Source organism: Pseudomonas putida (assembly GCA_041071465.1).
Taxonomy (GTDB): Bacteria; Pseudomonadota; Gammaproteobacteria; order Pseudomonadales; family Pseudomonadaceae; genus Aquipseudomonas; species Aquipseudomonas putida_P.
The window spans coordinates 4,143,464-4,169,123 of the sequence record CP163498.1; the positions used below are offsets into that span (position 1 = coordinate 4,143,464).

Consider the following 25,660-nt stretch of genomic DNA (forward strand, 5'->3'; position numbering starts at 1 on the left):
CACTCCTTTAGAAACGCAGGCGGATACCGGCGACCAGGCGGGTCTGGCCTTGGTCTTCGCCGTCTTCGCGGGCCTGGTCGGCACGCGTGCCGTGCAGGCGGTTGAAACTGACCCCGACGTAGGGGGCGAAGCCGCGCGTGATTTCGTAGCGCAGGCGCAGGCCCACTTCGCTGTCGGCCAGCCCCGCGCCTTGCTCGCGCCCGGCGTCATTGCGGCCGTAGAGGTTGGCTTCCAGGGTCGGTTCCAGTATCCAGCGGTTGGTCAGCAGCATAGCGTAAGCGGCTTCCAGGCGCAGCGCGGTCTGTTGCCGCTCGCCGGCATAAGCGGTGGCTTGCAGCTCCAGGCCGTACAATGGCGTGCCCTGGATACCGAAGGCGGCCCAAGCCTGGCCGCTGGCTGGCTTGAAGTCCTGGCGCACGCCGGCCACCAGCTCCCACCACGGGCTCACCGCATGGCCCCACAGTGCCTGCAGCTCGGCCTTGTGGGTCTTGCCCTGTTCGCGCTCGCCTTCACTGCGTAGCCACAGGCGGTCGATATCGCCGCCGACCCAGGCGGTGGCATTCCAGTTCAGGGCACTGCTGCTCTCGAAGTTCTGGTATTCGAGTTGTCCACGACCACCGCCCAGTTCAGCGCCCTGTCATGCACCTGGTGCCCGGGCAAAGGTGGGAAGGCGGCGCGGCGGTCGGCGTCGGTGATGGCTGGCAGCGGCGTGCGAGGCTGGCTGGGGGTTGCCTGGCCATGGCCCATGCTTTCATGGTTCATGGTGCCGTGCTCCATGCTGGCGTGGTTCATGTGTGCCATGCCAGCGGCCGTCGCCCGTTCGCTGGCGAGCAAGGTCAGCAGCGTCACGCCAGCCATGATGCTTTTGCGGGTGTCATTCATCGACGCGTACCTCGCGGAACATGCCGGTCTCCATGTGGTAGAGCAGGTGGCAGTGATAGGCCCAGCGGCCCAACGCATCGGCGGTCACCCGGTAGGAACGGCGGCTGCCGGGCGGGATGTCGAGGGTGTGCTTGCGCACCAGGAACTGGCCGTGCTCGTCTTCCAGGTCGCTCCACATGCCGTGCAAGTGGATGGGGTGGGTCATCATGGTGTCGTTGACCAGGGTGATGCGGGACCGCTCGCCGTAGGTCAGGCGCAACGGCTCGGCATCACTGAACTTGATGCCGTCGAACGACCAGGCGAAGCGCTCCATGTGGCCGGTCAGGTGCAGCTCGATGTCTCTTGATGGCGTGCGGCCGTCGGGGTCGGGGTAGGGGCTGCGCAGGTCGGCATAGGTGAGTACGCGGCGGCCATTGTTGCGCAGGCCGATACCAGGGTCGGCCAGGTTGGCGCGTGGGGCCATGGTCTGCATGTCCACGAGCGGGTTGTCGGTTTCGCTGGCCGGGTGTTGCTGCATGGCCGACATGGCGGCGTGGTCCATGCCGGCCATGTTGCTGTGGTCCATGCTGGCCATGGCGCCCATGCCACCGTGGCCCATGTCATCCATGCTCAAGACCGGGCGCGGGTCGGGTGCAGGCACTGGCGCCTGTAGCCCGGCGGCGCGAGCCAGGGTGCCGCGGGCGAAGCCGGTGCGGTCCATGCTCTGGGCGAACAGGGTGTAGGCAGGTTGGTCGCCCACGGTCACCAGCACGTCGTAGGTCTCGGCCACGGCAATGCGCAGTTCGTCCACGCTCACCGGCGTCACCGGCAAGCCGTCGGCGGCGATCACCGTCAGCTTAAGCCCAGGGATGCGGAAGTCGAAATAGGTCATGGCCGAAGCGTTGATCAGCCGTAGACGCACGGTCTCGCCCGGCTGGAACAGGCAGGTGAAGTTGCCCTCCGGCGGCTGGCCGTTGAGCAGGTAGGTGTAGGTGGCGGCGCTGATATCCGCCAGGTCGGTGGGGCTCATGCGCATGCGTGCCCAGGCCGTGCGCTCGGCGACGGTCGGGCTCCAGCCCTTATCGGCAACGTCGTCGATGAAGTCGCCGACGGTGCGCTTGTGGTAGTTGTACGCGTCGGACTGTTTCTTCAGCGTGGCCATCAATTGCTCCGGCGCCTGGTCGGACCAGTCGCTGAACAGCAGCACATGGTCGCGCTGGTAGCGATGCGCTTCGGGCTCGCGTGGTTCGATCACGATCGCCCCGTATACCCCGGCCTGTTCCTGCAGCCCCGAATGGCTGTGGTACCAGTAGGTGCCGCTTTGGCGCAGGGTGAACTGGTACCGGTAGTCGCCGCCGGGCTCGATGCCGGCGAAGCTCAGGCCAGGTACGCCGTCCATGTTGGCCGGCAGGATGATGCCGTGCCAATGGATCGAGGTGTCCTGTGCCAGGCGGTTGCGCACGCGCAGGGTCACGGTGTCGCCTTCGCGCCAGCGCAGCAGAGGGCCGGGCAGGCTGTTGTTGATGGTCAATGCGGTGCGCGGGCGGCCAGTGATGTTCACCGGCGTCTGGCCGATGAACAGCTCGAAGTGCTGGCCGGCCAGGTCACGGCCTTCGGCGGCCTGGGCCAGCGGGCGCCACAGCCCCAGGCCCGCCAGTGTGCTGGCGGCGCCCAGGCCTTTGACGAAGGTACGGCGGGAGGGGTTGCGCAACATGGCGTGGCCTCATGCGGGAGAGCCACGATGTTCGCTGCCGCCGCCTGTCAGGCAGCTGAGGTGCACATTACAGCGCTGTCAGCTTGCGGCCTCGTCAGCGCCGAGGTCGCGCATCAGCAGGCCGTAGTCGAGGGTTACCTGCTCCGGGATCGGCAGATACACCACATGGCCATCGCCCGGCGCCACCTCGATGGCCTGCTGCTGGCGGTCGCACAGGCGGTGCAGGTCGAAGTGGTAATTGCCGCGCGGGGTCATCAACTCCAGGTGGTCGCCCACGGCGAAGCGGTTTTTCACCTTGACCTCGGCCAGGCCGTCGACGCGCACGCCGGTCAACTCGCCAACGAACTGCTGACGCTCGGACACGGAATTGCCGCGCTGGTAGTTTTGGTACTCGTCGTGCACGTGGCGGCGCAGGAAGCCTTCGGTGTAGCCGCGTTGTGCGAGCGATTCGAGGTTGCCCATCAGGGCGCGGTCGAATGGCCGCCCGGCCACCGCGTCGTCGATCGCCTGGCGATACGACTGCACTGCGCGGGCACAGTAGAAGTGCGATTTGGTGCGGCCCTCGATTTTCAACGAATGCACGCCCATCCCGGCCAGGCGCTCGACGTGCTGGATGGCGCGCAGGTCCTTGGCATTCATGATGTAGGTGCCGTGTTCATCTTCGAACGCCGGCATTTCAGTGCCAGGGCGGTTGCTTTCCTGCAGCAGGAATACCTGCTCGGTAGGGGCGCCCAGGCCCAGGGTGGGCTGCACTTCGCGCACGATATCGCCGGTGGCGTTCTCGGTGGCGGGCGTGGCGTCGTACTTCCAGCGGCAGGCGTTGGTGCAGGTGCCCTGGTTGGCGTCACGCTTATTGAGGTAGCCCGACAGCAGGCAGCGGCCGGAGTAGGCCATGCACAGGGCGCCGTGGACGAACACCTCCAGCTCCATGTCCGGCACCTGCTGGCGAATTTCTTCGATCTCTTCCAGCGACAGCTCCCGTGACAGGATCACCCGGCTCAGGCCCAGTTGCTGCCAGAATTGCACACTGGCCCAGTTGACTGTGTTGGCCTGCACCGACAGGTGTACCGGCATCTGCGGGAAGTGCTGGCGCACCAGCATGATCAGGCCGGGGTCGGACATGATCAGCGCGTCTGGCGCCATCTCGATCACGGGCGCCAGGTCCTTGAGGAATGTCTTGAGCTTGGCATTGTGCGGGGCGATGTTGACCACCACGTAGAAGCGCTTGCCCAGGGCGTGTGCCTCCTGGATGCCCAGCGCCAGGTTGGCGTGGTCGAATTCGTTGTTACGCACTCGCAAGCTGTAGCGCGGCTGGCCGGCGTAGACCGCGTCGGCGCCGTAGGCAAAGGCGTAGCGCATGGTCTTGAGGGTGCCGGCGGGGGCCAGCAATTCGGGCTTGGCGGTAGGGTTCATGTGCGCACCAGGGCAAAAGGCGCGGATGCTAGGGCCAGTGGCAAACACGCGTATTGATTTGCATCAAGGGAGTAACGGCACTTTTAGCCAGCCGGTGAGCACTAATATCCCAGAAGCCACGCGAGAACCTGCGATGAACGAAACCGCGCTACAGAACAAAGCCCTGGCCGTACTCCTGGCGCTGGTGACCATCGCCTTCTTCTGGATCCTGCTGCCGTACTACGGCGCCATCTTCTGGGCGGTGATCCTTGGCATCCTGTTCGCCCCGCTGCAGCGCCACCTGCTGATCCGTTTCGGACGGCGGCGCAACCTGGCCGCCGCCGCGACCACACTGGTGTGCCTGCTGGTGGCGATCCTGCCGGTGATCATCACCAGTGCGCTGCTGGTACAAGAGGGCGCCACGCTGTACCAGCGCATCGAAAGCGGGCAACTGGACATCGCCGGATACGTCGAGCACGGCAAGGACATGCTCCCGGCATTCGCCCAGCATGGCCTGGACAACATGGGCATGGGCAACCTCGACGGGTTGCGCGACAAGATCACCAAGTGGGCAACCCAGGGTAGCCAGGCACTGGCTAGCCAGGCGTTCAGTTTTGGCCAGGGCACATTCGAGTTCGTGATCAGTTTTGGCATCATGATGTACCTGCTGTTCTTCTTCCTGCGTGAAGGGCCCGAGGTGGCCCGTCGGGTGCGGCTGGCCGTGCCACTGCCTGAGCACCAGAAGCGTCGTTTGCAGCTGAAGTTCAACCGTGTGGTGCGGGCGACCGTGAAAGGCAACGTGCTGGTGGCCATTACCCAGGGCGCGCTGGGCGGTTTCATCTTCTGGGTGCTGGATATTCCGAGTGCATTGGTGTGGGCGGTGCTGATGGCGTTCTTGTCGCTGCTGCCGGCGGTAGGCGCTGGGATCGTCTGGGCGCCGGTGGCCGCGTATTTCCTGCTGACTGGGGCGATACTGCCTGGGGTGATCCTGACCGCGTTCGGTGTGCTGGTGATCGGCCTGGTGGACAACCTGCTGCGGCCGATCCTGGTGGGCAAGGACACACGCATGCCAGACTATCTGATCCTGGTGTCGACCCTGGGCGGGCTGGCGGTGTTCGGCCTCAACGGCTTCGTGATCGGGCCATTGATCGCGGCGCTGTTCATGTCCAGCTGGGGATCTTCGCGGCAACCAAACCCCAGGTGCAATTACCCCAGTAGGGGTTTACCGACGTGCCCAAGGTTGGGTTCAATGCCGTCCCTGGCGCCGTTATGGAAAACAGCCAAATCGACAAGCCCAACTTTACCTACCAGGCGGTCTACGGCTACTTGCTCGACAGGATCGAGGCCGCACCTGCCGATGTGGAGCAGCGTCTGCCGTCGCTGCGCCAGCTTGCGCGGCAATTGCATGTTTCGGTATCGAGTACCCAGTACGCCTATGCGCTGCTCGAAGACGAAGGGCGGGTGTATGCTCGGCCAAAGCAGGGCTACTTCAGCCGAGCCCGTCCCACCGCCATCTGTGTGCAGCATTCGGAAAACCTGCTCGACACCGTATTCGCCAGCGCCCGACAGCCGGGTATGTTGGCCTTGGGCAGCGATGCGCCGGCCATGTTGCTGTCGCTGCAGCAGCCGCTGCTGATGATCGAGCGCGAACTGGCGCGTCAATACCCGCATTCTTTGGCGCCGCTGTATCAGCCCTTCGGTGAGCCCGAGTTGCGCACGGTACTGGCCGACCGCTACACCCGCTCGGCACAGCAGTACTGGAGCGCCGATCACGTGTTCATCGGCGCGGACCTGCGCAGTGTGCTGGAAGTGTCCTTACGCGCCCTGGGCCTCGAAGGCCAGCTGGCATTGGTGGAGTCGCCCTGCAACTGGGCAGTGCTGAGGCAATTGCAGGCTGCGCGCATGACCATCATCGAAGTGCCCTTGGGTGATGACGGGCGTTTCGATTTGCAGCAGGTTCACCGGCTGTTGCGCGATCAGCCGATACGCCTGGCCGTGCTGTCGTCGGCGGCCAACGTACCCCAGGGTGGTCTGATGCCTGCGTCAGACAAGCAGCTGGTCTGCCGCTGGCTTGCCAAGCACGCTGTGTGGCTGTTTGAAAACGATGGCTACGGCGAGTTGTGCTTCCACGCCGGAGCACCGCGCTACCGGGACTTCGCCGACCCTGACCGGCTGCTGGTGTTTTCGACCTTCGACAAACTGATTGGCGCAGAGGCGCCCTTTGGCTACCTGCTTTGTCGCAAGCAGACCGAACGCTTTCAGCAGCTGTTCCTGGAACGAGCCTTTCGCTTGTCGCCGATCCGCCAAAGGGCCATCGCCCGGCTTTTCACCTCGCGTCGGGTCGAGTTGCATGTGCAGCGTTTGCTGCCGAAGTTGCGCGAGCGTTTACAGCAGATGAGGCGGCTACTGGAAGCGCACGGCCAGGGCTGCCTGCGCATCGCCGAGTCGCAGGGCGGGGCCAGCCTGTGGCTGCAGGCGACCCGGCCGGTGGATATGCGCCGGGTCTTCGAGCGGTTGCTGGCGCAGCGTATCGTCATTGCGCCCGGTGAAATTTTCAGCCAGTGCGGCCTTTGGCGCAGTCATCTGCGGCTGTGCTGCACGGTGGACTGGAGCAAGGATATCGCCCAGGCGCTGCAATGCCTGGTCAAGGCCATCGAGGATGAACTTCACACTCCGTAACAATGGTGCATGGCAGGGAAGGTGCCGTCGCGCACCTCATCAGCGTAGCGGGCGCAGGCTTCACGGATTGCCAGGCCGAGGTCGGCATACTGCTTGACGAAGCGTGGCACGTGCGCGCCACCGAGCCCTAGCAGGTCTTCGGTGACCAGCACCTGGCCATCGCAGGCGGGGGAAGCGCCAATGCCGACAGTGGGTTTGTCGGTGGCCTGGGTGATGGCGCGGGCCACGGGTTCGGCTACGCCTTCCAGCAAAAGGCTGAAAGCGCCAGCGTGCAGGTTGGCTTGCGCGTCGGCCCGTAACGCTGCAGCGCTGTCCGGGCTCAACCCCTGGGCTTTGTAGCCGCCCATGGCATTGACGAACTGCGGCATCAGGCCGATGTGCGCCATGATCGGTATCCCTCTTGCGACCAGGAACTCGACGGTGCTGGCCAACGCCTGGTTCGCTTCCAGCTTGAGTGCGTCGCAGCCGGTGCTGGCCAATACTTGGGCACAATTGCGAAACGCCTGCTCGTGGGATTCCTGATAACTGCCGAACGGCATGTCGGCGATCACGCAGGCCAGGCGGGTGCTGTCGACCACGGCGCGGGTATGGGCGATGGTTTCGTCCAGGCGCATACCCAGTGTGGACGGGCGGCCATAGCCGACCATGGCGGTGGAGTCGCCGACCAGGATGAAGTCGACCAGCGGATCGATCACCCGTGCGATCGAGCTTGAGTAAGCGGTGAGCGAAACGATCTTCTGTCGGCCTTTCATGGCCACCAGTTGCGGCACGGTGAGACGGCTGTTGCGGGTGTGTGTGCTCATCGGGGGTTGGGCATCTCAGAACAGGGATGGCCCATTTTTGGCAACTTGCGGCGGCAACTCAATGTACAGATTCAGGCTGAAAAGCAACCCAGATCAGTCGCGAGATGGTTGACTGAAAAGGGCCGCGAAGCGGCCCCATGGACGGGTCAGAAGGTTTGCGGCATCTCGCCTTTGGCCAGGCACCGGTTGATGTCGGCAATCACTTCGGGCAGTTCATTGATGGTGTCGATCAGGTAGTGCGGGCGGGAACCGGCGAACAGCGCATGGATGCGTTGGCGCTCGCTTTCCAGTTTCTCGGCACTCAGTGCCCGGAAACCTTCCCAGGTCAGCCCCAGCGCGTTGCCCGAGCACACCAGCGCCACGGTCCACATGCCGGCACGGCGGCCTTCGAGAATGCCTGGCACGGTGTCGTCGACCTTCACGCAGGCCGCTACATCGTCGATGCCCAGCGCGATCACGTTGGCCAGGGCCTGGGCCGGCCACGGCCGGCCGTTCGGGGTTTCGTCGGTGGCCACCACGTGGTCCGCCACGTAGCCGTTCTGTGCTGCCAGTTCCACCACCTTGTCCATGACCACTTTCGGGTAGCCCGAGCATGAGCCGATCTTCAGCCCGTCTTGGCGCAGACCGGTCAAGGTCTCAAGGGCACCAGGGATCAGTGCCGAATGTACGGCGATCTTCTCGATTTGCAGCGGCATGAAGCGGTTGTAGATGGCCGTGACGTCATCGTCGGTCGGGGTACGGCCAAACACCTTGCGGTAGCGCTCGGCAATTTCCGGCACGTCGCACAGGGTGCGGATATGGTCCCATTTGCCCATGCCCATCGGGCCACGGGCTTCTTCGATGGACACCTGCACATCGAATTCGGCGAAGGCTTCGACGAAGATCTGGGTGGGAGCGAAGGAGCCGAAATCGACCACGGTGCCGGCCCAGTCGAGGATGGCGGCTTGCAGCTGGGTTGGGTTGCTGTAGTTCATGTGCGCTAATTCCTGAATTCGGGTGGGCAAAGGGTCAGATGTCCAGCACTTCCATTTCCCGCAGCACTTGGGCTACGGCATTCACGGCGGCCTGCATGCCGTCCGCCCGACCACACCGATGCAGCCGACGCGGAAGGTTTCGACTTGGGTCAGCTTGCCTGGGTAGAGGATGAAACCCTTGGCCTTGACCCGCTCATAGAAGTCCTTGAACTGATAGCGGGCATCGTTCGGTGCGTGGAAGGTGACGATGATCGGCGCCTGGATCTCGGCTGGCAGGAAGCTGCGCAGGCCAATGGCAGCCATGCCGTCGAGCAGGGTCTTGCAGTTGTCGGCGTAGCGCTGGTGGCGAGCCGGCAGGCCACCTTCCTCGTTGTATTGCTGCAGCGCTTCATGCAGGGCCGCGACCACGTGGGTGGGCGGGGTGAAGCGCCACTGGCCGGTCTTGGCCATGTAGGCGTGCTGGTCGTGCAGGTCCATGGCCAGCGAGTGGGCATTGCCTTCGGCAGCGGCCAGAGCGGTTTTTTCGGCGAAGACGAAGCCCATGCCTGGGACGCCTTCCAAGCACTTGCCGGAAGCGGCGATCAGCGCCTCGAAGGGAATTTCGCGGGCGTCGATCGGCAGCGCGCCGAACGAACTCATGGCATCGATGATCAGGCGTTTTCCGTGGCGTTTGATCACCTGAGCGATTTCGGGCAACGGGTTGAGAATGCCGGTGCTGGTTTCGCAGTGGATCAGCGCAACGTGGGTCACGGCGGGGTCGGCGGCCAGCAGGCGGTCGACGTCGGCGGCGGTGGTCGGCTGGTCTTCGGCGGTTTCGAAGGTGCTGTAGGGACGGCCCAGCACTTTGCAGATCTTCGCCAGGCGCTGGCCATAGGCGCCATTGATCAGCACCAGCACCTTGCCATCGCGTGGCACCAGGGTGCCGATGGCCGCTTCCACGGCGAAGGTGCCGCTGCCTTGCAGCGGCACGCAGTGGTGGCTGGCGCTGCCGTCGATGATCGCCAGCAGTTGCTCGCACACACTGGCGGTCAGTTGATTGAAGTCGCGGTCCCAGGAGCCCCAGTCCACCAGCATGGCTTGGCGGGTGCGGATTGATGTGGTCAGGGGACCTGGGGTCAGCAGAATCGGGGCGTTGCTCATTCCGTTATTCCTCACAAGCGGTGGGCTGAAACTACGGGGCCTAGGTTGCAATTCACGCTGCCATCAATCAAATTGTTTGTTGTTATCCCAGCTATAAGTCAGGCCGATAATTATGAACCTGTTCCAGTTGCGCGCTTTCGATGCCGTGGCCCGTGAGGGCAGCTTTACCCGTGCTGCCGAGCGTCTGTTCATCAGCCAGCCGGCGGTGACCGGGCATGTGAAGGCACTGGAGGAGCATTACCAGATCACCTTGCTGCGGCGTACTGCACGGCGAGTGGAACTGACCGAAGAGGGTACCCGCCTGGCGGCCATTACCCGCGCCATGTTCGGTCTGGCTGAAGAAGCGCAAGCCATGCTCGAGGCCAACCGCCAGTTGCTGACCGGGCGCCTGGAGGTCGCCGCCGACGGTCCGCACCGGGTCATGCCCATGCTGGCGCAGTTGCGCGAACGCTACCCTGGCATCACCGTCAACTTGCGCCTGGGCAACGCACAGGAGACGCTGGCTGCGCTGTTGTCCGAACATGCCGATGTGGCGGTGTTGACCGAAATCGAACCGCGCAAGGGCCTGTATCTGCAGAACCTGTGCGAATCGCGACTATGCGCGCTGTTGCCAGCGGGGCATGCCTGGGCCGATGGCGAAGGTGACTTACCCCTGGCCGAGCTGCACCAGCAGATCATGGTGCTGCGCGAGCCCAGTTCGACTACCCGACGCACCTTCGACAAGGCCTGCGGCACTGCCGGTGTGCAGCCACGTGTGCAACTGGAGCTGGACAGCCGTGAGGCGGTTACCGAGGCGGTGGCATCGCAGCTTGGCATTGGTGTGGTGTCGTCCACGGAAGTGGCCAACGACCCCCGAGTGGTGGCGCGGCCGCTGGCCGGGCAGGGCCTGGTCAACCAGCACATGGTCGGCTGCCTTGAGCGGCGCCGTGAGTTACGCTTGATCCAGGCATTCCTGGGCCTGGCGGCCAGCCTCTGAGCCGGCCTAAGATGGCGACATAACCTGATGGACTGCTGATGAGCGAGAAAGACACCATTTCCATGCAACTGGTGCGCGAGGCCCTGTTGCAGACCTGCCCGGCAGGCGAGCCGGATGCTGCGTTGCTGGCGCGCGCCGGTATCGATGCCGGGCAGTTGCAAGCCCCGGATGCTCGCGTCAGTGCCGAGGCCTATGCCCGGCTCTGGCGCTTGCTGGCGCGGCGTTGCAATGACGAATTCTTCGCCATGGACCCGCGCGGCCTGCGCGGCGGCAGCCTGGCGTTCCTGTGCCGGGCGAGCATGGCACAGCCAACTTTGGGCGAGGGCCTGGAAACCGCGCTGGCGTTTCTTTCGCTGATGCTCGAAGACCTGCAGCCAAGCCTGGTGCGTCAGCAGGGCCTGGCGGAAATTGTCATCAATGAGCCGCGCGACCTGCCACGGCGTGCGTTCACCTATTTCACATTCTGGATGATCGTGCATGGAGTGGCCTGCTGGCTGGCCGGGCGACGCATTGCCATTCTGGCCATTGAGCTGCGCTGTGCCGAACCACCGTATTGTGACGATTACCGGGTGATGTTTTCCGAGAACCTGCAGTTCGAGCGGCCACGCACTCGCATGATCATCAGTGCCGACTGCCTCGACGTGCCGCTGCGCCGCAGCTCTGAGGACCTGCAGCGCTTTCTGGCCGAGGCGCCCGGCAACATCCTGGTCAAGTACCGTGACCCGGCCAGCCTGGGGCGGCGTATCCGCGCCGACTTGCTGCAATTGGACCCGTCCTGCTGGCCGGATGCCGATGCCCTGGCACGACAATTGTGCCTGTCCCCGTCCACCTTGCGCCGTCGGCTGGCGGAGGAGGGGCAGAGTTACCAGGTGCTCAAGGACAGTGTCCGGCGTGAACTGGCCATCGCCTGGTTAAGCCAGGTCGAAGCGCCCATGGGGGAAATTGCCGAGCGCCTTGGGTTTGCCGATGGCAGTTCGTTCTACAAGGCATTTCGCAAGTGGTTCGGTTGCAACCCTGGGCACTACCGTGCACTGATTCAGGCCCAAGGGGCGGCGGGTTGAAGGGTGGAGGTTCCCACTGCCGCTGACACTGGCGTGCAGGCAGGTTGTCGGTTTTTCCATCGCAAGGAGACCGACATGCCGCAGACTCAAGTCAATCCCAAAGAACAGAATGCCGATAGGGAGTTCATTGCCGAGCAACTGCCCGCTTGGCTGAGCAATGCCACGCCACGGCAACTCAATACACTGCGCAGCAAGGTGGCAGCGCACCATGCGAGCCAGCGCCGCGTGGCTGCCGTGACGCGGCAACTCCAGCCTTTGCACACGTTCGCCAAGCAGCAGCTCGAACAGGCCATGCAGGCCCGGATGGGGTTGACGCTCGACCTTGACCAGGCGACTTGGCGAGAAGAGCGCAGGCGCTTGAAAATCGTGCAAGGGACGGTGCGGGAGTTCACCTCTTACTTCGTCAGGGTACCTGCGCTGCAAAAAATGATGCAGAACTTCAAGGAGGCTGAATCGTTCTTCTCCGACACTGCGCTGGTGCAGGCCGCCCAACAGGGGGCTAGCGGCGAAGCGACCCTGAGCAGTGACATTGACGGCCTTGTCAGCCTGTGCCGGCAAACGGATGTAGGCGCAGCCTACCAGCGACATTTGGCGCAGGTGTTGACCAGTGACTTCGAGCGCGATCTGGTCGCGGACAAACGCTGCGAACTGGCGTTGGCGGTCGAGATAGCGGCCATGAAGCGCCAGCTGGGTGACGATGAATTGCGCCTGCTGCGCCAAGCGCTAGCGGGTACACCCATCACGCACCCCCGTAGCACGCGCGTAGTGGTCGGTGGCCTGAAGGTGCTGGGGTGCCGGGTGGATGGCGCGCTTGCATTTGAACTGCTCTTTTCGTGGGGTAAACCCAGCAGCCCGTTTCCGTCGCCGGAACAGACTGTTGGGGTATTGTTGTACCTGCCTGATGATGTTGAGCAGCCACTGCGTTACTTCGATGGGTGGCAGGCGGCCAATCAGGCATTGGTCGCGGCTTTTGCACATGACGGTTACCGGCAGGGCATCGAGCGCCGTATCACCCTTGAAGACCGGGTGAAGTACATGACATTGCTCGGGACGCGTCTGCTCGATAGCAGCCCCATCTGGATCCCGCCGTGGAACGAGGTTCGGCTGCGGGAATCAGTGACATGGCTGCCTGGCACGTGCGGCGAATCAAGAGCGACGCACGCTTTATGGCCGTACCCACGGCACAGGCCGATGCCGCCGCGGCTGCCCAGCGTCTGAAGGACCTTGAAAGCGCAGGCCTTGCGCTGCTCGGCCTGGCGAGTTTTTTTGTGCCAGGAATAGGCGAACTCTTGCTGCTTGACTGGGGGCGGCAGCTGCTTGGCCACGTCTATGAGGGCGTCAAGGACTGGAGCCAAGGGCATCAGCACGAAGCCGTTGACCACCTGCTGCAACTGGCCAGCGACCTTGCCGCCACGGGGCTGGTGGCGGGAGGCGTCGCCCTTGCCCGCAGCCCGTTTTTCGATGTGCTGGAGCCGGTCACCACCGAAGCGGGCGGGCAACGTTTGTGGCGATGCGATCTGCAACCCTACCGCCAGGCCAAGCCCAGCGAGCCGCTGATCGAGCAGGATAACGGGTTGTACAGCGATGGTAGCGGCCACTGGTGGCGTGACGAGCAGGGTTATTACCGCGTGCGGCAGGACGCCAGGGGAACTGGCGTCTTTTGCATCGGGACGGCCATGATACCTATGGGCCGGCCTTGCGAGGCAATGGCGAACGTGCTTGGCGCCTGACCTTCGAACGCCCATTGGAATGGCAGGGTGAGACGAAGCTGCTGAGCCGTCTATGGCCATCGGCAAGGGATTTGGGTAGCGAGCGTGTTACGCAGATTCTCAAGGTTGCCGATGTCGATGAGGCGCACCTGCGTGGCCTGTTGGTGGAGGGGCGACGTCTGCCAGTCTGCTTGCGCGATACGCTGGAACGATTTTCGGTGGATGCGCCAGCACAACGTTTCTTCCAGGCGATGACGCCGAACGAAAGCGATACTGAGCTCTGGCAGTGGTGTGTCGATAGGCTGCAATTGGCAGGCTTGCCACTGGATGAGCAGGTGGCTTCGCTCCACGCGCGTGAAGTTAGCCTGCGAGGGCCGCTGCTGGAGCACTTCTCCACCCAGTACCTCGGCGATGACGAGGCGCTGAGCCTGGTGAAAAGAGACTTTCCGACACTCCCTGATGCCTATGCGCTCGAGGTGCTGCAACAGGCCGATGAAACGATGCGCACACGCATGCGCACCGAAGCGCGGCTGCCACTGGCCTTGATGGAGCGAGCGCGTAGCCTGCTACAGGAAGCCCGTCTGGTCCGACTGCGCGAGGCGCTGCACCTGAGGGGCAGTTACCACGCCGATGCAGTTGAACTGCTGTTTGTGTTGCTACGACGACATGGCCTGACGCAGCTCCCGTTCAATCTGATACAGCGTGACCAGTCCGAGAACGGTCGAGTGCTGGCGATGCTGTTTCCCGAAACGCGGGGTCAGCGCAGCCTGGTACTGGTATGGCGAGAAGGCGCCTTCGATCTATACGACGAAAACGGGCTGCGCAGTGGGCTGGAAGCCGCCGAGCCACGAGGCATCTTCGAAGTGTTGGCCGCTTGCCTTCCTGAAGCCTATCGGCAGCGTCAGGGCTGGGTGGGTGATGATGTCCCGGCACGTATCCGGGCGTCGATGCAAGGCTGGGTGCCAGCGCAACGGCAGGCGTTGCTGCGTCTGCTTGGCTGGCGCGAAGCACGCCCGCTCGCGTCGTCCTTGCAGCGCCTTGCTGACGGCCGGGTCGGTTACCTGCTCAGTGGGCGGGCCACATCGTCAGTGCCGTCAGGGCAGGTCATGCGCCAGCGGATTCGCAGCCTTTACCCAGCTTTCGACGAGCAAGAGGTCGAGCGCTTCCTGCGGACGCTCATGCGCTCTGCTGGCTCGGCCTATTCGAGCCTGCTGCGCATGGAGCAGGAATATCAGCGCCTGGATGAGCATTTGCAAACCTGGACGGAGGCCGTCTCTGGCCCGTGCGAGAAACACCCGGCAGGAGGTTGCCGATGCTTTCCGGCGTGTCTGGCGGCTGGAGGGTGAGGAGGTAGTCGATGGCAATGGTGAGACGGCCGGCTTGCGCCTGAGTATCGTCGCGTGGTCGGTGGGGGAGCTGCCAAGCATACCCGCCGGTACCGACTTCGCTCATGTGATCGACCTGCTGCTGGTGGGGTTGCGTCTGGAGGCGCTGCCGCCAGGTTTTCTACGCAGCTTCCCTGCCGTGCGGCGTCTGGACCTGAGCAACAATGCCTTGAGTGCGTTGCCTGAACATCTAACCCAGCTGCGTGGCTTACGGCACTTGCATCTGCGGCGCAACAGGATCCGTGTGGCGGCAAACCAGTCCAGTGCCTTGGCTGCTCTGCCTGATTTGCGAACGCTTGATTTGAGCGAGAATCCGTTGGGTGCAATCAGCCTTGATTTCAATCAGTTGTCCCGTCTACGTGATTTGCGGCTGTTTCGTTGCGGCTTGCGGCGGGTGCCGGCAGGGTTGGAGTGGTTGGGGATGCTGGAGCATGCCGATCTGCGCAACAACCAGTTCAACGACCTGCCAGAGGCCCTGCTCAATGCCCCGGAACCTCTGCGTCGAGTAATAGCTGTGCAAGGGAACGCGTTGTCGGCGCAGGTCACCGAGCGCTTGTATGCTCAACCTGCACACGTGGGCGTAAGCGGCAACAGGGTGGAGGTGAGGGAGGGTGAGGCTGGCTGGCTGGCTACCCTGGAGGGGGAGGATATTGAAAATCGACGCCGCCAATGGCAAGCACTGCAGCGTGAGCCGGGAAGCAATGCGTTCTTTCAACTGCTCGATGAGCTAACCAGGAGCTCGGACTACCGTCTGGTGCGCTCCGATCTAAGCCGACGTGTCTGGGCGATGGTCGAGGCGCTCAACCAGGACACACGCATGCGCGAGGAGCTGTTCGAACTGGCGGCCGATCCGCGTACTTGCGTAGACAGTGTTGCCAGTTGCTTCGGTCATTTTGGAGGTGCGCCAACAGGTGCTCCAGGCCACTGACGGGGGTGATCCGTTGACCACACGTGATGCGCGGCTGCTGTTGGCCCGGCGCCTCTTCCGGCTCGACCGGGTGGAAGCGTTTGCGCGGCAGGACTTCCAGTCCCGATCGCAACTGGCGAATGCTGAAGACGTGGACGAGGTGGAAGTCAGCCTTGCCTATCGCGTCGGGCTCTCGGTGCGGCTCGATCTGATCGGGCAGCCACGGACCATGCAGTTTCGCGCGATTGCCGGGGTGAGCCGCAGTGACCTGGACAGGGTCTACCAAGCTGTGCAGGAGGCGGAAGCGAGTGACGAACTTGCGCTGTTCATCAGCCAACGTGACTTCTGGTTGCCAGTACTGCGCGCGCAGCGGGCCGAAGATTTCGCGGCGTTGGAGGAACAGTTCGACACGCAACTGCAGGCACTGGATGAGCGAAAGGAGACGCTTGGCAGTGCCGCGTACGTGCAACAAGCCAACCAGATAGGCAAGGACCGTGAAGTGGCGCTGAATGCATTGGCCCTGCGCTTGACTCGCGAAGCGCTGCTGGCGCGGCCGTGAATGTAACCGGGGGCGAATCACGGGCATGGCTGCATTTCCTTGTGCCTTGCCCAGAGCAGGTTGGCGAGCATGCCAGCCTCATTCTTCGCTCCCGGGATTGCCATGATTTCCAGCACCTCCAACCTTGAAACCAGCCATCAGAAAGCAACTGATGATTTCATTGCCGCCAGGCTACCTGACTGGTTGAAACGGGCCAGCCAGGCCCAGATCATCGCCCTGCGCACCAGCCTCAACACACATCAGGCCAGCCAGGCCCGTTTGCGTGGGCTCACGCAGACCCTGCAACCCCTGCAGGTGTTCGCCCAACAGCATCTGCAGGGTGTGCTGGTGAAGCCACTGCCAGTAGGCATGACCCTCGCAGGGCTGGAATGGCTGCAGGTTTCACCGCGCATCGGTACCTTCCCCGGTACGCTTCAGCAGACCTATCACTACTCGGCCACCCGCCGGGATGGTTTGCTGAGGCTGATGGGTAATTTCGGCCCTGACGAATCGTTTTTCCTGGGCACCGGGCTGGTTCTCCCGGGGCGAGATGACTTGCTGACCGGCACGCCCGAGCAATTGGTTGCAGCATGCCGTGCGCTGGATGTGGGTCGGCTTTACCAGGACGAGCTGGCGCGGACGTTCAATGCCACCACCGAGGGCATCCTTGCCCAGGACAAACGTTCGGGCCTGGCATTGGCTGCGCAAGTCGCGATGCTCAAGGGTGACATCGACGAGCAGGTACAGCATGCCTTGCTGCAGGTGGTGGAGGGCGGTGGCCCCCATTCTGACACAGGCCTGCATGGTTACCCTGGCCTGCTGGAGGTGTTGGGCCAACGTGTGGCTGACGGGCTGTTCATTCGCCTGCGAGACTCTGTTGGCCAGGACCGAGGGGTGGTGCTCTACCTGCCCAGTGATCCCGTGCAGGCGCTGCGCCGTTTCGATTCCACAGAGGCCATGAACGCTGCAATGGCTGCAACGTTGCAAGAGAAGGGCTACCGAGACTACTTCACCCAGCTCATCAGCTTGCGACAGCGGGCGAGCTTCGCTGGTCTGCTGAGTGCGCGCCTCTCGGATCCACAGCCCGACCTGGCGTTGAGGGGCCCTACAGCCTTCGGGGACCTGTTCGCTGCGCTGGCTGCGCAACAGGTGCAGCGAGTCAAGGACGATGCTCGCCTGTTGCTGGTACCCACCGCGGACGCCGATGCTGCAGCGGCCCGTGCGCGTCGGGCTGCCTGGCGTGCCGCGGGCCTCGATCTGCTCAACCTGGCGGGGCTTTTCATCCCTGTCGTAGGGGCGATATTGCTTGGTCAGCTGGTGGTGCAGACGCTTGGCGAGGTTTTCGAGGGCGTCAGGGATTGGGCCCGTGGGCACCAGCACGAAGCCCTGGAGCATATGCTGGGTGTAGCTGAAACGGTGGCTGCGACGGCGTTGACCGTGGCGGGTGTGAGCGTTCTGCGCAGCGCCTTCGTCGATGGCCTGCAGCCTGTGAGCGTGGGCGGGCGGCGTGGCCTGTTGGGTTCCGATGACATTACGGCCTATGAGTCGACCCCAGGCACCATCGCCCTACGTGACGATGGGCTCTACGGCGACGAGAGCAGGCGCTGGATGCGCAGGGGCCAGCGTTACTATGAGGTACAGCGCAGCGAGCCTGAAGCCCCTTACCGCTTGTGTCACCCCAGTGGCGAAAAGGCGTACGGGCCGGCCGTGCTGCACAACGGCGAGCGTAGCTGGCGCCTGATGCAGGACCAGCCGCAGCGCTGGAGCGACGTGGCCATGATGCTCGATACCCTGTGGCCGCAGCATCCTTCCATTGACGCACAGCGGGCTGCGCAGGTGCTGCGGGTAGCCGGTGTGGATGCCGAGGAGTTGCGGGGCGTGCTGGTGGAAAACCGACCGGCGCCTGTCAACTTGCGAGAGACCTTGCGGCGCTTCGAAGCCCATGCCCGTATCGAGGCGTTTTTCACTCGTCTGGCCAGCTACTCGCTTGTCACCCAAGACAGTGCATTGCTCGCCTGGTGTGAGGCTCGTGCTGGCAGCACCAACAGCGACGTCCTGCTGCGCCAGCAAGCTGCCCTGTGGGGGCCTCTTCTCGACCACCTGAGCAGTTCGCCAGCTGGCGATGACGCTCTGCTGACGTTGATAAGGCGGGACTTTGCCGGTTTGCCGGAAGCTTATGCGCAGTCGCTGGCGGCGCAGTTCAGCGAAGGCGAGCGGTTCCTGGCAATGTCAGGTGGGCGTGTGACGCTGAATTTAGCAAGCAAGGCCCGCGCGCTGCTGCGTCTGGCCAGATTGAACCGTGCACTCGAAGGGCTTTACCTGCCCGGCAGCTACTGCAACGAAACCGGCGAACTGGCTTTCGCGCTGCTTCAGAAGGAAGTGGAAAGCAGCAACGGTGTGTCTGCCAATGCCCTTGACCTGCAATTGCGTGAAAGCGCACCGGACGGGCATTTGCTCAAGGCCGTGGGCCCCGCTGGCGTCCCCCGGATGCGTCGGGTAGTGGTGCGCAAAGACGGGCGCTTCCATCTCTATGATGGCTTGGGCCGTGCGTTGCCGTTCGGCGCTGGTGATTCGGCAAACCTGTACGACATGCTTGCCGCGGCCTTGGCACCTGAGCACCGCACGGCGCTTGGCATGGCTGAAAACGATATGGGAACGCAGCTACGTCAGCGACTGCTGGCACGACTTCCCGCTACGCACCAGGAGGTTGTCGAACTGTTGCAATGGCCAACCCAGGTGCAGTGGTTCAACCCTGGGCGACGCTTGGCTGATGGCCGGGTTGGCTATCTGCTCAGTGGCCGTGGTACGGGCGACAGCCACTCACTGCCGGCACGTGTTCGTGAGCGCTTGCGCCAGCTTTATCCAGGGCTGGATGAGGCACAGCTGGATCAGGAACAGGCACTGCTGATGAATAGGCAGCAATCCGCCTATGAGCGCATTGTAGAGCTTGAGGACGACCAAGATCAGTTGATCCGCCACCTCAACCGCTGGGTCAGCGCAGAGCTGAGCGAAAGGCGCCAGCGGCTTCGCCAGCGATCAGCCGACGCTATTCTGCGTGCCTGGCGCTTGCAGGGCGACTGTATTTACGACCATGCAGGCATGGTGACCGGCCAGCGCCTGTCGCTGAGTGGCGTGCAGCTCAGCAGTTTGCCGGAGTTACCGGCGGCCATCGATTTCCACCGTATTACCACCCTGCGCCTGCAGGAGTCTGCGGTTGATACGGTGCCAGTGAGTTTCTTGTGCCCGTTTACCGCGCTGACCGAGTTGGACATGAGCTTCAACCAACTGCGCAACATTCCGCTCGGGATTGCTTATCTGCCGCAATTGCAGCGTTTGCGCCTGGCACATAACCAGATCCGCCTCAATGCCCAAGCAGTCGGTATTCTGCAGGCTATGCCTGGCTTGTTGCATCTAGACTTGAGCTACAACCGTCTGGAAGACCTCGACCTACGCTTCAACCATCTCTCGGCCCTGACTCACCTGAACCTGCGCCACTGCCGGCTGGGGGCCTGGCCCAGCCGCATCGAACTGTGCGGCCTGCTGGTGCACTGTGATCTGCGCGACAACCAATTGCCGACGCCACCGGAAGCGGTGATTGCAATGCCCTATGCCTGGCGCCGGGGGCTTATCGTTGATCGCAACCCACTGAGGGGGGGTCAACTGCAACGCTTGTACGCGCTGGATCCCATTGAGGAGCATGGGCATCTGCCAGAGTCGATGGGCAAGGTCGACTTGCCTCATGCGCGCAGCCTGTGGCTGCAGCATATTGCCGAAAACGACCGCGCTGCGCGCGCAGTGCTATGGGACGGTCTGCTGGCCGAACCAGACAGTGCGGGTTTTTTTCGTATCCTGGCGTGGTTGGAGCATACCGCTGATTATGCTTCAGCAGTTGCCGGGGGCGGTCGGGAAGTACTTGTGCGTGATGTGTGGGCCATGCTGCAGGCGATGGACGTCAGTCCAGCGCTGCGGTTGCGCGTTTTTGAAGCGGCCAATCAACCGGTTTCCTGCTCGGACATGGTCAGCGATCGGTTCAGCCACATGAATGTACAGGTCTTGTTGGCCAAGGCTGAAGCGGACGCACAAGACCTGACGCAACGGGCGCAGCTCATGGCGTTCGGTCGGCAGCTGTACCGTCTTGACCAGGTGCAGCAGCAGGCCCGCCAGGCGATCCTGCGCCAGGGTGTCGAAGGTGAGCAGGTGGGGCGCTCGGCCTGGTCACTGGCATACCGTGTGCGCTTGCGCGAGCGTCTTGATTTGCCTGGTCAGCCATGGGCGATGCGTTACCCGAACGCTGTCGCGCTGAGCGATCAACACATCAACGATGTGGCTGCGGCTGTCCTCGCCAACGAGACGATCGAGGCGCGCACTCAAAGCCTGGTGAGTCAAGCGTTCTGGGAGACTTTTCTTGGTGAGCAGCACCGGAACTTGTTCGAGTCGCTCAGAACCGACTATCTCCAGCGCAGGGCGAACCTGCGCGCTATCCAGCCACCGCTCTCGGCTGAGCAGCTTCGTTCGCAGGTCGCGGATCTGGAGGATCAGGAGCAACGCGATAGAGAACGATTGCAGGCAGGCCTGACCGAGTCCTACTTGCGTGGCGAGAGTCGGGGCGACGGCTGACCTGCAAGGCGGCCAAACCGGTCATCGAGATTGACAGCTTTGGCCATTGCCGCCGTGCTTGAGCGGCGCGAACATCGTCGGACCGATGGTTCAACTCCAAAAACAAGAAACCAGGAGTCCGACGATGCGTGATTACGCCGAGGCCGCTCGAGCGTTCGACCTTGCGCAGGCCGCTACTGCGGCACTGCATGGCAACCTCGAAGCCCTCAATGCCTGTGTCGAATGCTGCGACCGCCATGCCGGTGGCGGCAAGCTGGCGCTGATCCACGAAGACCGGGACGGCCACACTGAGCGGTACAGTTTCGAGCAACTCAAGGTGCAGGCTGCCCGTTTTGCCAATGTACTCAAGGCGCAAGGCGTGAGTGCCGGGGACCGGGTGGCGGGTCTAATGCCCCGTACACCTGAGTTGCTTGTCACCATCCTCGCCACCTGGCGCCTGGGGGCGGTGTATCAGCCGTTGTTCACTGCGTTCGGCCCCAAGGCCATCGAGCATCGCCTTGAGCAGTCGCACGCCCGTGTCGTCGTCACCGACAGCCAAAACCGTGCCAAGCTGGACGACGTGCATGCCTGCCCGACGATCATCACGGTCAAGGCTCGCGTTGGCGAGCTGGATTTCCAACAGTGCCTTGAGCGTGCGGCAGACGACTGTGAACCGGTCATGCGCGCGGGTAACGACCCGTTCTTGCTCATGTTCACTTCAGGCACGACTGGCCCGGCCAAGCCACTGGAAGTGCCTCTGCGTGCCATCGTCGCGTTTCAAGGCTACATGCGCGACGCCATCGACCTGCGCCCCGAAGACAACTTCTGGAACCTGGCCGACCCGGGGTGGGCCTATGGCCTGTACTACGCGGTCACCGGCCCGTTGTCGCTGGGCCATGCCACCACGTTCTACGATGGCCCGTTCAGCGTCGAAAGCTGCGCGCGAGTCATCGACAAGCTTGGCATCACCAACCTGGCAGGCTCGCCCACCGCGTACCGCCTGTTGATCGCCGCCGGCAGTGCTTTTTCGGCGCCCGTCAAAGGCCGCCTGCGGGTAGTCAGCAGTGCCGGTGAGCCGCTTAACCCGGAAGTGATCCGCTGGTTTGCCGACGAGCTTGGGGTCACCATCCACGACCATTACGGCCAGACCGAGCTGGGCATGGTGCTGTGCAACCACCATGGCCTGCAGCACCCGGTGCATCTGGGCTCGGCCGGCTTCGCCATCCCCGGTCATCGCATTGTCGTGCTGGACGAGCAGGGTAGCGAACTACCTGCCGGCCAGCCGGGCATCCTTGCGGTCGATCGCGAGCAGTCGCCGCTGTGCTGGTTCGGTGGTTACCACGGCTTGCCGACCAAATCGTTCGTCGGCAAGTACTACCTCAGTGGCGACACCGTCGAGCTGAACCAGGATGGCAGCATCAGTTTCGTCGGCCGTAGCGACGATGTGATCACTACCTCTGGCTACCGGGTCGGCCCATTCGATGTGGAGAGTGCGTTGATCGAGCACCCGGCGGTGATCGAGGCGGCCGTGATCGGCAAACCGGACCCGGAGCGCACCGAGCTGATCAAGGCCTTCGTGGTCTTGGCCAGCGGCGTCGCCGGCAACGCCGAGCTGGAAGAAACCTTGCGCCAGCACGTGCGCCAGCGCCTATACGCGCATGCCTACCCCAGAGAAATCGAATTCGTCAGCGAGCTGCCCAAGACCCCGAGCGGCAAGCTGCAACGCTTCATCCTGCGTAATCAGGAAGTCGCCAAACAACACGCGCAACAGGCCACCCCTGCCAGCGCCTGAAAGGAACCGATCATGCACATAGCCAACAAACACTTCATCGTCAGCGGCGCCGCTTCCGGGCTGGGTGCCGCTACTGCTCAGATGCTGGTCGAGGCCGGCGCCAAGGTCATGCTGGTCGACCTCAATGCCCAGGCCGTCGAGGCCAAGGCTCGCGAGCTGGGCGACAACGCCCGCTTCGCGGTGGCCGACATCAGCGACGAGCAGGCTGCCCAGGCGGCGGTCGATGCAGCCGTCAACGCCTTTGGCAGCTTGCATGGGCTGGTCAATTGCGCCGGCATCGTCGGTGCCGAGAAGGTGTTGGGCAAGCAGGGCCCGCATGGCCTGGGCAGCTTCGCCAAGGTCATCAACGTCAACCTGATCGGCAGCTTCAACCTGCTGCGTCTGGCTGCTGCGGCCATGGCCGAAGGGGCTGCCGACGAGGGGGGCGAACGCGGGGTGATCATCAACACTGCGTCCATTGCCGCTTATGACGGGCAGATCGGCCAGGCCGCCTACGCGGCCTCCAAGGGCGCCATCGCCAGCCTGACCTTGCCGGCCGCCCGCGAACTGGCGCGCTTCGGTATCCGTGTGATGACCATCGCCCCAGGCATCTTCGAAACACCGATGATGGCCGGCATGACCGAGGACGTGCGTGCTTCGCTGGCTGCCGGCGTGCCGTTCCCGCCGCGTCTGGGTCGCCCCCAGGAATATGCCGCACTGGCCCGTCACATCATCGAGAACAGCATGCTCAACGGCGAGGTGATCCGCCTCGACGGTGCACTGCGCATGGCTGCCAAGTAAGGAGAACGAACATGACCCTCGCCAATGACCCGATCGTTATCGTCAGCGCCGTGCGCACGCCCATGGGTGGGCTGCAGGGCGACCTCAAAAGCCTGACAGCGCCGCAACTGGGCAGCGCGGCCATTCGCGGCGCCGTGGAGCGCGCCGGCATCGACGCCGCCAGTGTCGAGCAAGTGTTGTTCGGCTGCGTGCTGCCGGCCGGGCAAGGCCAGGCCCCGGCGCGCCAGGCCGCGCTGGGCGCCGGGCTGGACAAGCACACCACCTGCACCACCCTGAACAAGATGTGTGGCTCGGGCATGCAAGCCGCGATCATGGCCCATGACTTGCTGCTGGCCGGCACTGCAGACGTGGTGGTAGCGGGGGGCATGGAAAGCATGACCAATGCCCCGTACCTGCTGGACAAAGCCCGTGGTGGTTACCGCATGGGACACGGCAAGATCATCGACCATATGTTCATGGACGGCCTGGAAGACGCCTACGACAAAGGCCGCCTGATGGGTACCTTCGCTGAAGACTGCGCTCAGGCCAACGCCTTCAGCCGCGAAGCCCAGGACCAGTTCGCCATCGCCTCGCTGACCCGTGCCCAGGACGCGATCAGCAGCGGCCGCTTTGCCGCCGAGATCGTGCCGGTGGAAGTCGCCGAGGGCAAGGAAAAACGCGTGATCAAGGATGACGAGCAGCCGCCCAAGGCGCGCTTGGACAAGATCCCGCAGCTCAAGCCGGCGTTCCGTGAAGGTGGCACCGTGACGGCGGCCAACTCCAGTTCGATTTCCGACGGCGCTGCCGCGCTGGTGCTGATGCGCCGCTCCGAAGCTGACAAGCGCGGCCTCAAGCCCCTGGCAGTCATCCATGGCCATGCTGCCTTCGCCGACGCCCCGGCGTTGTTCCCGACCGCGCCGATCGGGGCCATCGACAAACTGCTGAAACGCACCGGTTGGAACCTGGCAGAAGTCGACTTGTTCGAGATCAACGAGGCCTTTGCGGTGGTCACGCTGGCGGCCATGAAGCACCTCGACCTGCCCCACGAAAAGGTCAACATCCACGGCGGCGCCTGCGCACTCGGGCACCCGATTGGCGCTTCTGGCGCTCGCATTCTGGTAACCCTGTTGTCGGCCTTGCGCCAGAACAACCTGCGCCGAGGTGTGGCCGCCATCTGCATCGGCGGTGGCGAGGCCACGGCCATGGCTGTCGAATGCCTGTACTGAGGTGAACCATGCTGGTAACTGACGAGCAACAACAGATAGCCGATGCGGTACGTACCTTCGCCCAGGAGCGCCTGAGACCGTTCGCCGAACAATGGGACAAGGAACATCGGTTCCCGAAAGAGGCCATTGACGAAATGGCCGAGCTGGGCCTGTTCGGCATGCTGGTGCCGGAGCAGTGGGGCGGCAGCGACACCGGTTATGTGGCCTATGCCATGGCCCTGGAAGAGATCGCCGCCGGTGATGGGGCCTGCTCGACCATCATGAGCGTGCACAACTCGGTCGGTTGCGTGCCGATCCTGCGTTTCGGCACCGAGCAGCAGAAAGCACGGTTTCTCACCCCGCTGGCCAGCGGTGCGATGCTCGGCGCCTTTGCCCTGACCGAACCGCAGGCGGGCTCCGATGCCAGCAGCCTGAAGGCCCGTGCGCGTCTGGACGGTGACCACTATGTGCTCACTGGCAGCAAGCAGTTCATCACCTCCGGGCAGAACGCCGGGGTGGTGATCGTGTTTGCCGTGACCGACCCGGACGCCGGCAAGCGCGGGATCAGCGCCTTCATCGTGCCCACCGATTCGCCGGGCTACCAGGTGGCGCGGGTGGAGGACAAGCTCGGCCAGCATGCATCCGACACCTGCCAGATCGTCTTCGACAACGTGCGTGTGCCGGTGGTCAACCGCCTGGGTGCAGAAGGCGAGGGCTACAAGATAGCCTTGGCCAACCTTGAAGGTGGCCGCATCGGTATCGCCTCGCAGGCGGTTGGCATGGCCCGGGCCGCGTTCGAAGTGGCGCGCGACTACGCCAACGAGCGGCAAAGCTTCGGCAAGGCGTTGATCGAGCACCAGGCTGTGGCCTTCCGCCTGGCCGACATGGCGACGAAAATCGCCGTTGCCCGGCAGATGGTGCTGCACGCCGCCGCGCTGCGTGACGCCGGGCGCCCGGCGTTGGTGGAGGCGTCGATGGCCAAGCTTTTTGCCTCGGAAATGGCCGAAAAGGTCTGCTCGGATGCCTTGCAGACCCTGGGCGGTTATGGCTATCTGAGCGACTTCCCGCTGGAGCGGATCTACCGTGACGTTCGGGTTTGCCAGATCTACGAAGGCACCAGCGACATTCAGCGCATGGTCATTGCGCGCAATCTTTGAAGGAGCAGACTG

Annotated in this window: 17 protein-coding genes and 3 pseudogenes; 14 read left to right on the top strand and 6 right to left on the bottom strand. The window is 63.6% G+C overall.

What is annotated here, in order from left to right; all coding sequences use genetic code 11:
• Positions 1 to 7: 7 nt before the first annotated feature.
• From AB5975_19110 to yegQ, 3 genes and pseudogenes are all read right to left on the bottom strand, one after another.
• Positions 8 to 882 (bottom strand): annotated as a pseudogene (locus AB5975_19110) (copper resistance protein B).
• Positions 875 to 2,575, bottom strand: coding sequence for a copper resistance system multicopper oxidase (locus tag AB5975_19115; protein XDR18711.1), 1,701 nt, complete (start codon positions 2,573 to 2,575; stop codon positions 875 to 877). Before AB5975_19115 ends, AB5975_19110 begins: the two are co-directional and overlap by 8 nt.
• Before the next feature lie 78 nt (positions 2,576 to 2,653).
• On the bottom strand, positions 2,654 to 3,988 hold the full coding sequence (yegQ, locus tag AB5975_19120) for a tRNA 5-hydroxyuridine modification protein YegQ (protein ID XDR18712.1): 1,335 nt from the start codon (positions 3,986 to 3,988) through the stop codon (positions 2,654 to 2,656).
• 133 nt (positions 3,989 to 4,121) lie between these two features.
• Here yegQ and AB5975_19125 point away from each other — a divergent pair.
• Both AB5975_19125 and AB5975_19130 read left to right on the top strand, forming a co-directional pair.
• A pseudogene (locus AB5975_19125) lies at positions 4,122 to 5,185 on the top strand (AI-2E family transporter).
• A gap of 51 nt (positions 5,186 to 5,236) precedes the next feature.
• Positions 5,237 to 6,646 (top strand): PLP-dependent aminotransferase family protein, encoded by a 1,410-nt coding sequence (locus AB5975_19130; GenBank protein XDR18713.1) that lies wholly within the window; start codon positions 5,237 to 5,239, stop codon positions 6,644 to 6,646.
• On the opposite strand, the gene panB is transcribed toward AB5975_19130, so the two are convergent.
• The 3 genes and pseudogenes from panB to AB5975_19145 all read right to left on the bottom strand — a co-directional run bounded on the left by panB (position 6,634) and on the right by AB5975_19145 (position 9,563).
• Positions 6,634 to 7,449, bottom strand: a complete 816-nt coding sequence (gene panB / locus AB5975_19135) for a 3-methyl-2-oxobutanoate hydroxymethyltransferase (GenBank protein XDR18714.1) — start codon at positions 7,447 to 7,449, stop codon at positions 6,634 to 6,636. The genes AB5975_19130 and panB overlap by 13 nt on opposite strands.
• 146 nt (positions 7,450 to 7,595) lie before the next feature.
• On the bottom strand, positions 7,596 to 8,423 hold the full coding sequence (phnX, locus tag AB5975_19140) for a phosphonoacetaldehyde hydrolase (GenBank protein ID XDR18715.1): 828 nt from the start codon (positions 8,421 to 8,423) through the stop codon (positions 7,596 to 7,598).
• Positions 8,424 to 8,457: 34 nt separating this feature from the next.
• Positions 8,458 to 9,563 (bottom strand): annotated as a pseudogene (locus AB5975_19145) (2-aminoethylphosphonate--pyruvate transaminase).
• Positions 9,564 to 9,675: 112 nt separating this feature from the next.
• Here AB5975_19145 and AB5975_19150 point away from each other — a divergent pair.
• The 12 genes from AB5975_19150 (at position 9,676) to AB5975_19205 (ending at position 25,648) form a co-directional block, all read left to right on the top strand.
• Positions 9,676 to 10,539, top strand: a complete 864-nt coding sequence (locus AB5975_19150) for a LysR substrate-binding domain-containing protein (protein ID XDR18716.1) — start codon at positions 9,676 to 9,678, stop codon at positions 10,537 to 10,539.
• A 38-nt stretch (positions 10,540 to 10,577) separates the two neighbouring features.
• A complete protein-coding gene (locus tag AB5975_19155) occupies positions 10,578 to 11,600 on the top strand; it encodes an AraC family transcriptional regulator (protein ID XDR18717.1) in 1,023 nt (340 codons plus the stop codon).
• A 33-nt stretch (positions 11,601 to 11,633) separates the two neighbouring features.
• A complete protein-coding gene (locus tag AB5975_19160; GenBank protein XDR18718.1) occupies positions 11,634 to 12,818 on the top strand; it encodes a DUF6543 domain-containing protein in 1,185 nt (394 codons plus the stop codon).
• Entirely contained in the window at positions 12,767 to 13,330 is a 564-nt protein-coding gene (locus AB5975_19165; GenBank protein ID XDR18719.1) for a hypothetical protein, read from the top strand. Before AB5975_19160 ends, AB5975_19165 begins: the two co-directional genes overlap by 52 nt.
• Positions 13,331 to 13,401: 71 nt before the next feature.
• On the top strand, positions 13,402 to 14,655 hold the full coding sequence (locus AB5975_19170; GenBank protein XDR18720.1) for a hypothetical protein: 1,254 nt from the start codon (positions 13,402 to 13,404) through the stop codon (positions 14,653 to 14,655).
• A gap of 34 nt (positions 14,656 to 14,689) precedes the next feature.
• The gene (locus AB5975_19175; GenBank protein XDR18721.1) at positions 14,690 to 15,622 is read left to right on the top strand and encodes an NEL-type E3 ubiquitin ligase domain-containing protein; all 933 of its coding nucleotides are present in this window, start codon (positions 14,690 to 14,692) and stop codon (positions 15,620 to 15,622) included.
• Between the two features lie 13 nt (positions 15,623 to 15,635).
• Complete coding sequence (locus tag AB5975_19180) at positions 15,636 to 16,160, top strand: NEL-type E3 ubiquitin ligase domain-containing protein (GenBank protein ID XDR18722.1); 525 nt, start codon at positions 15,636 to 15,638, stop codon at positions 16,158 to 16,160.
• A 69-nt stretch (positions 16,161 to 16,229) separates the two neighbouring features.
• Positions 16,230 to 20,756, top strand: coding sequence for an NEL-type E3 ubiquitin ligase domain-containing protein (locus AB5975_19185; protein XDR18723.1), 4,527 nt, complete (start codon positions 16,230 to 16,232; stop codon positions 20,754 to 20,756).
• A 124-nt stretch (positions 20,757 to 20,880) separates the two neighbouring features.
• Positions 20,881 to 22,527: an acyl-CoA synthetase gene (locus AB5975_19190; protein XDR18724.1), complete on the top strand. Its 1,647-nt coding sequence runs from the start codon at positions 20,881 to 20,883 to the stop codon at positions 22,525 to 22,527.
• Positions 22,528 to 22,539: 12 nt separating this feature from the next.
• Entirely contained in the window at positions 22,540 to 23,307 is a 768-nt protein-coding gene (locus tag AB5975_19195; GenBank protein XDR18725.1) for an SDR family NAD(P)-dependent oxidoreductase, read from the top strand.
• A gap of 11 nt (positions 23,308 to 23,318) precedes the next feature.
• On the top strand, positions 23,319 to 24,512 hold the full coding sequence (locus AB5975_19200) for an acetyl-CoA C-acyltransferase (GenBank protein XDR18726.1): 1,194 nt from the start codon (positions 23,319 to 23,321) through the stop codon (positions 24,510 to 24,512).
• A gap of 8 nt (positions 24,513 to 24,520) precedes the next feature.
• Positions 24,521 to 25,648 carry an acyl-CoA dehydrogenase gene (locus AB5975_19205; protein XDR18727.1) on the top strand — a complete coding sequence of 376 codons (1,128 nt, stop codon included), beginning with the start codon at positions 24,521 to 24,523 and terminating at the stop codon, positions 25,646 to 25,648.
• Positions 25,649 to 25,660: the final 12 nt, after the last annotated feature.

What these genes read in the sequence shown, in the direction of transcription:
- AB5975_19115 (XDR18711.1), bottom strand. Translation starts at nt 2,575, where the DNA reads ATGTTGCGCAACCCCTCCCGCCGTACCTTCGTCAAAGGCCTGGGCGCC.
- yegQ (XDR18712.1), bottom strand. Translation starts at nt 3,988, where the DNA reads ATGAACCCTACCGCCAAGCCCGAATTGCTGGCCCCCGCCGGCACCCTC.
- AB5975_19130 (XDR18713.1), top strand. Translation starts at nt 5,237, where the DNA reads ATGGAAAACAGCCAAATCGACAAGCCCAACTTTACCTACCAGGCGGTC.
- panB (XDR18714.1), bottom strand. Translation starts at nt 7,449, where the DNA reads ATGAGCACACACACCCGCAACAGCCGTCTCACCGTGCCGCAACTGGTG.
- phnX (XDR18715.1), bottom strand. Translation starts at nt 8,423, where the DNA reads ATGAACTACAGCAACCCAACCCAGCTGCAAGCCGCCATCCTCGACTGG.
- AB5975_19150 (XDR18716.1), top strand. Translation starts at nt 9,676, where the DNA reads ATGAACCTGTTCCAGTTGCGCGCTTTCGATGCCGTGGCCCGTGAGGGC.
- AB5975_19155 (XDR18717.1), top strand. Translation starts at nt 10,578, where the DNA reads ATGAGCGAGAAAGACACCATTTCCATGCAACTGGTGCGCGAGGCCCTG.
- AB5975_19165 (XDR18719.1), top strand. Translation starts at nt 12,767, where the DNA reads ATGGCCGTACCCACGGCACAGGCCGATGCCGCCGCGGCTGCCCAGCGT.
- AB5975_19185 (XDR18723.1), top strand. Translation starts at nt 16,230, where the DNA reads ATGCCAGCCTCATTCTTCGCTCCCGGGATTGCCATGATTTCCAGCACC.
- AB5975_19190 (XDR18724.1), top strand. Translation starts at nt 20,881, where the DNA reads ATGCGTGATTACGCCGAGGCCGCTCGAGCGTTCGACCTTGCGCAGGCC.
- AB5975_19195 (XDR18725.1), top strand. Translation starts at nt 22,540, where the DNA reads ATGCACATAGCCAACAAACACTTCATCGTCAGCGGCGCCGCTTCCGGG.
- AB5975_19200 (XDR18726.1), top strand. Translation starts at nt 23,319, where the DNA reads ATGACCCTCGCCAATGACCCGATCGTTATCGTCAGCGCCGTGCGCACG.
- AB5975_19205 (XDR18727.1), top strand. Translation starts at nt 24,521, where the DNA reads ATGCTGGTAACTGACGAGCAACAACAGATAGCCGATGCGGTACGTACC.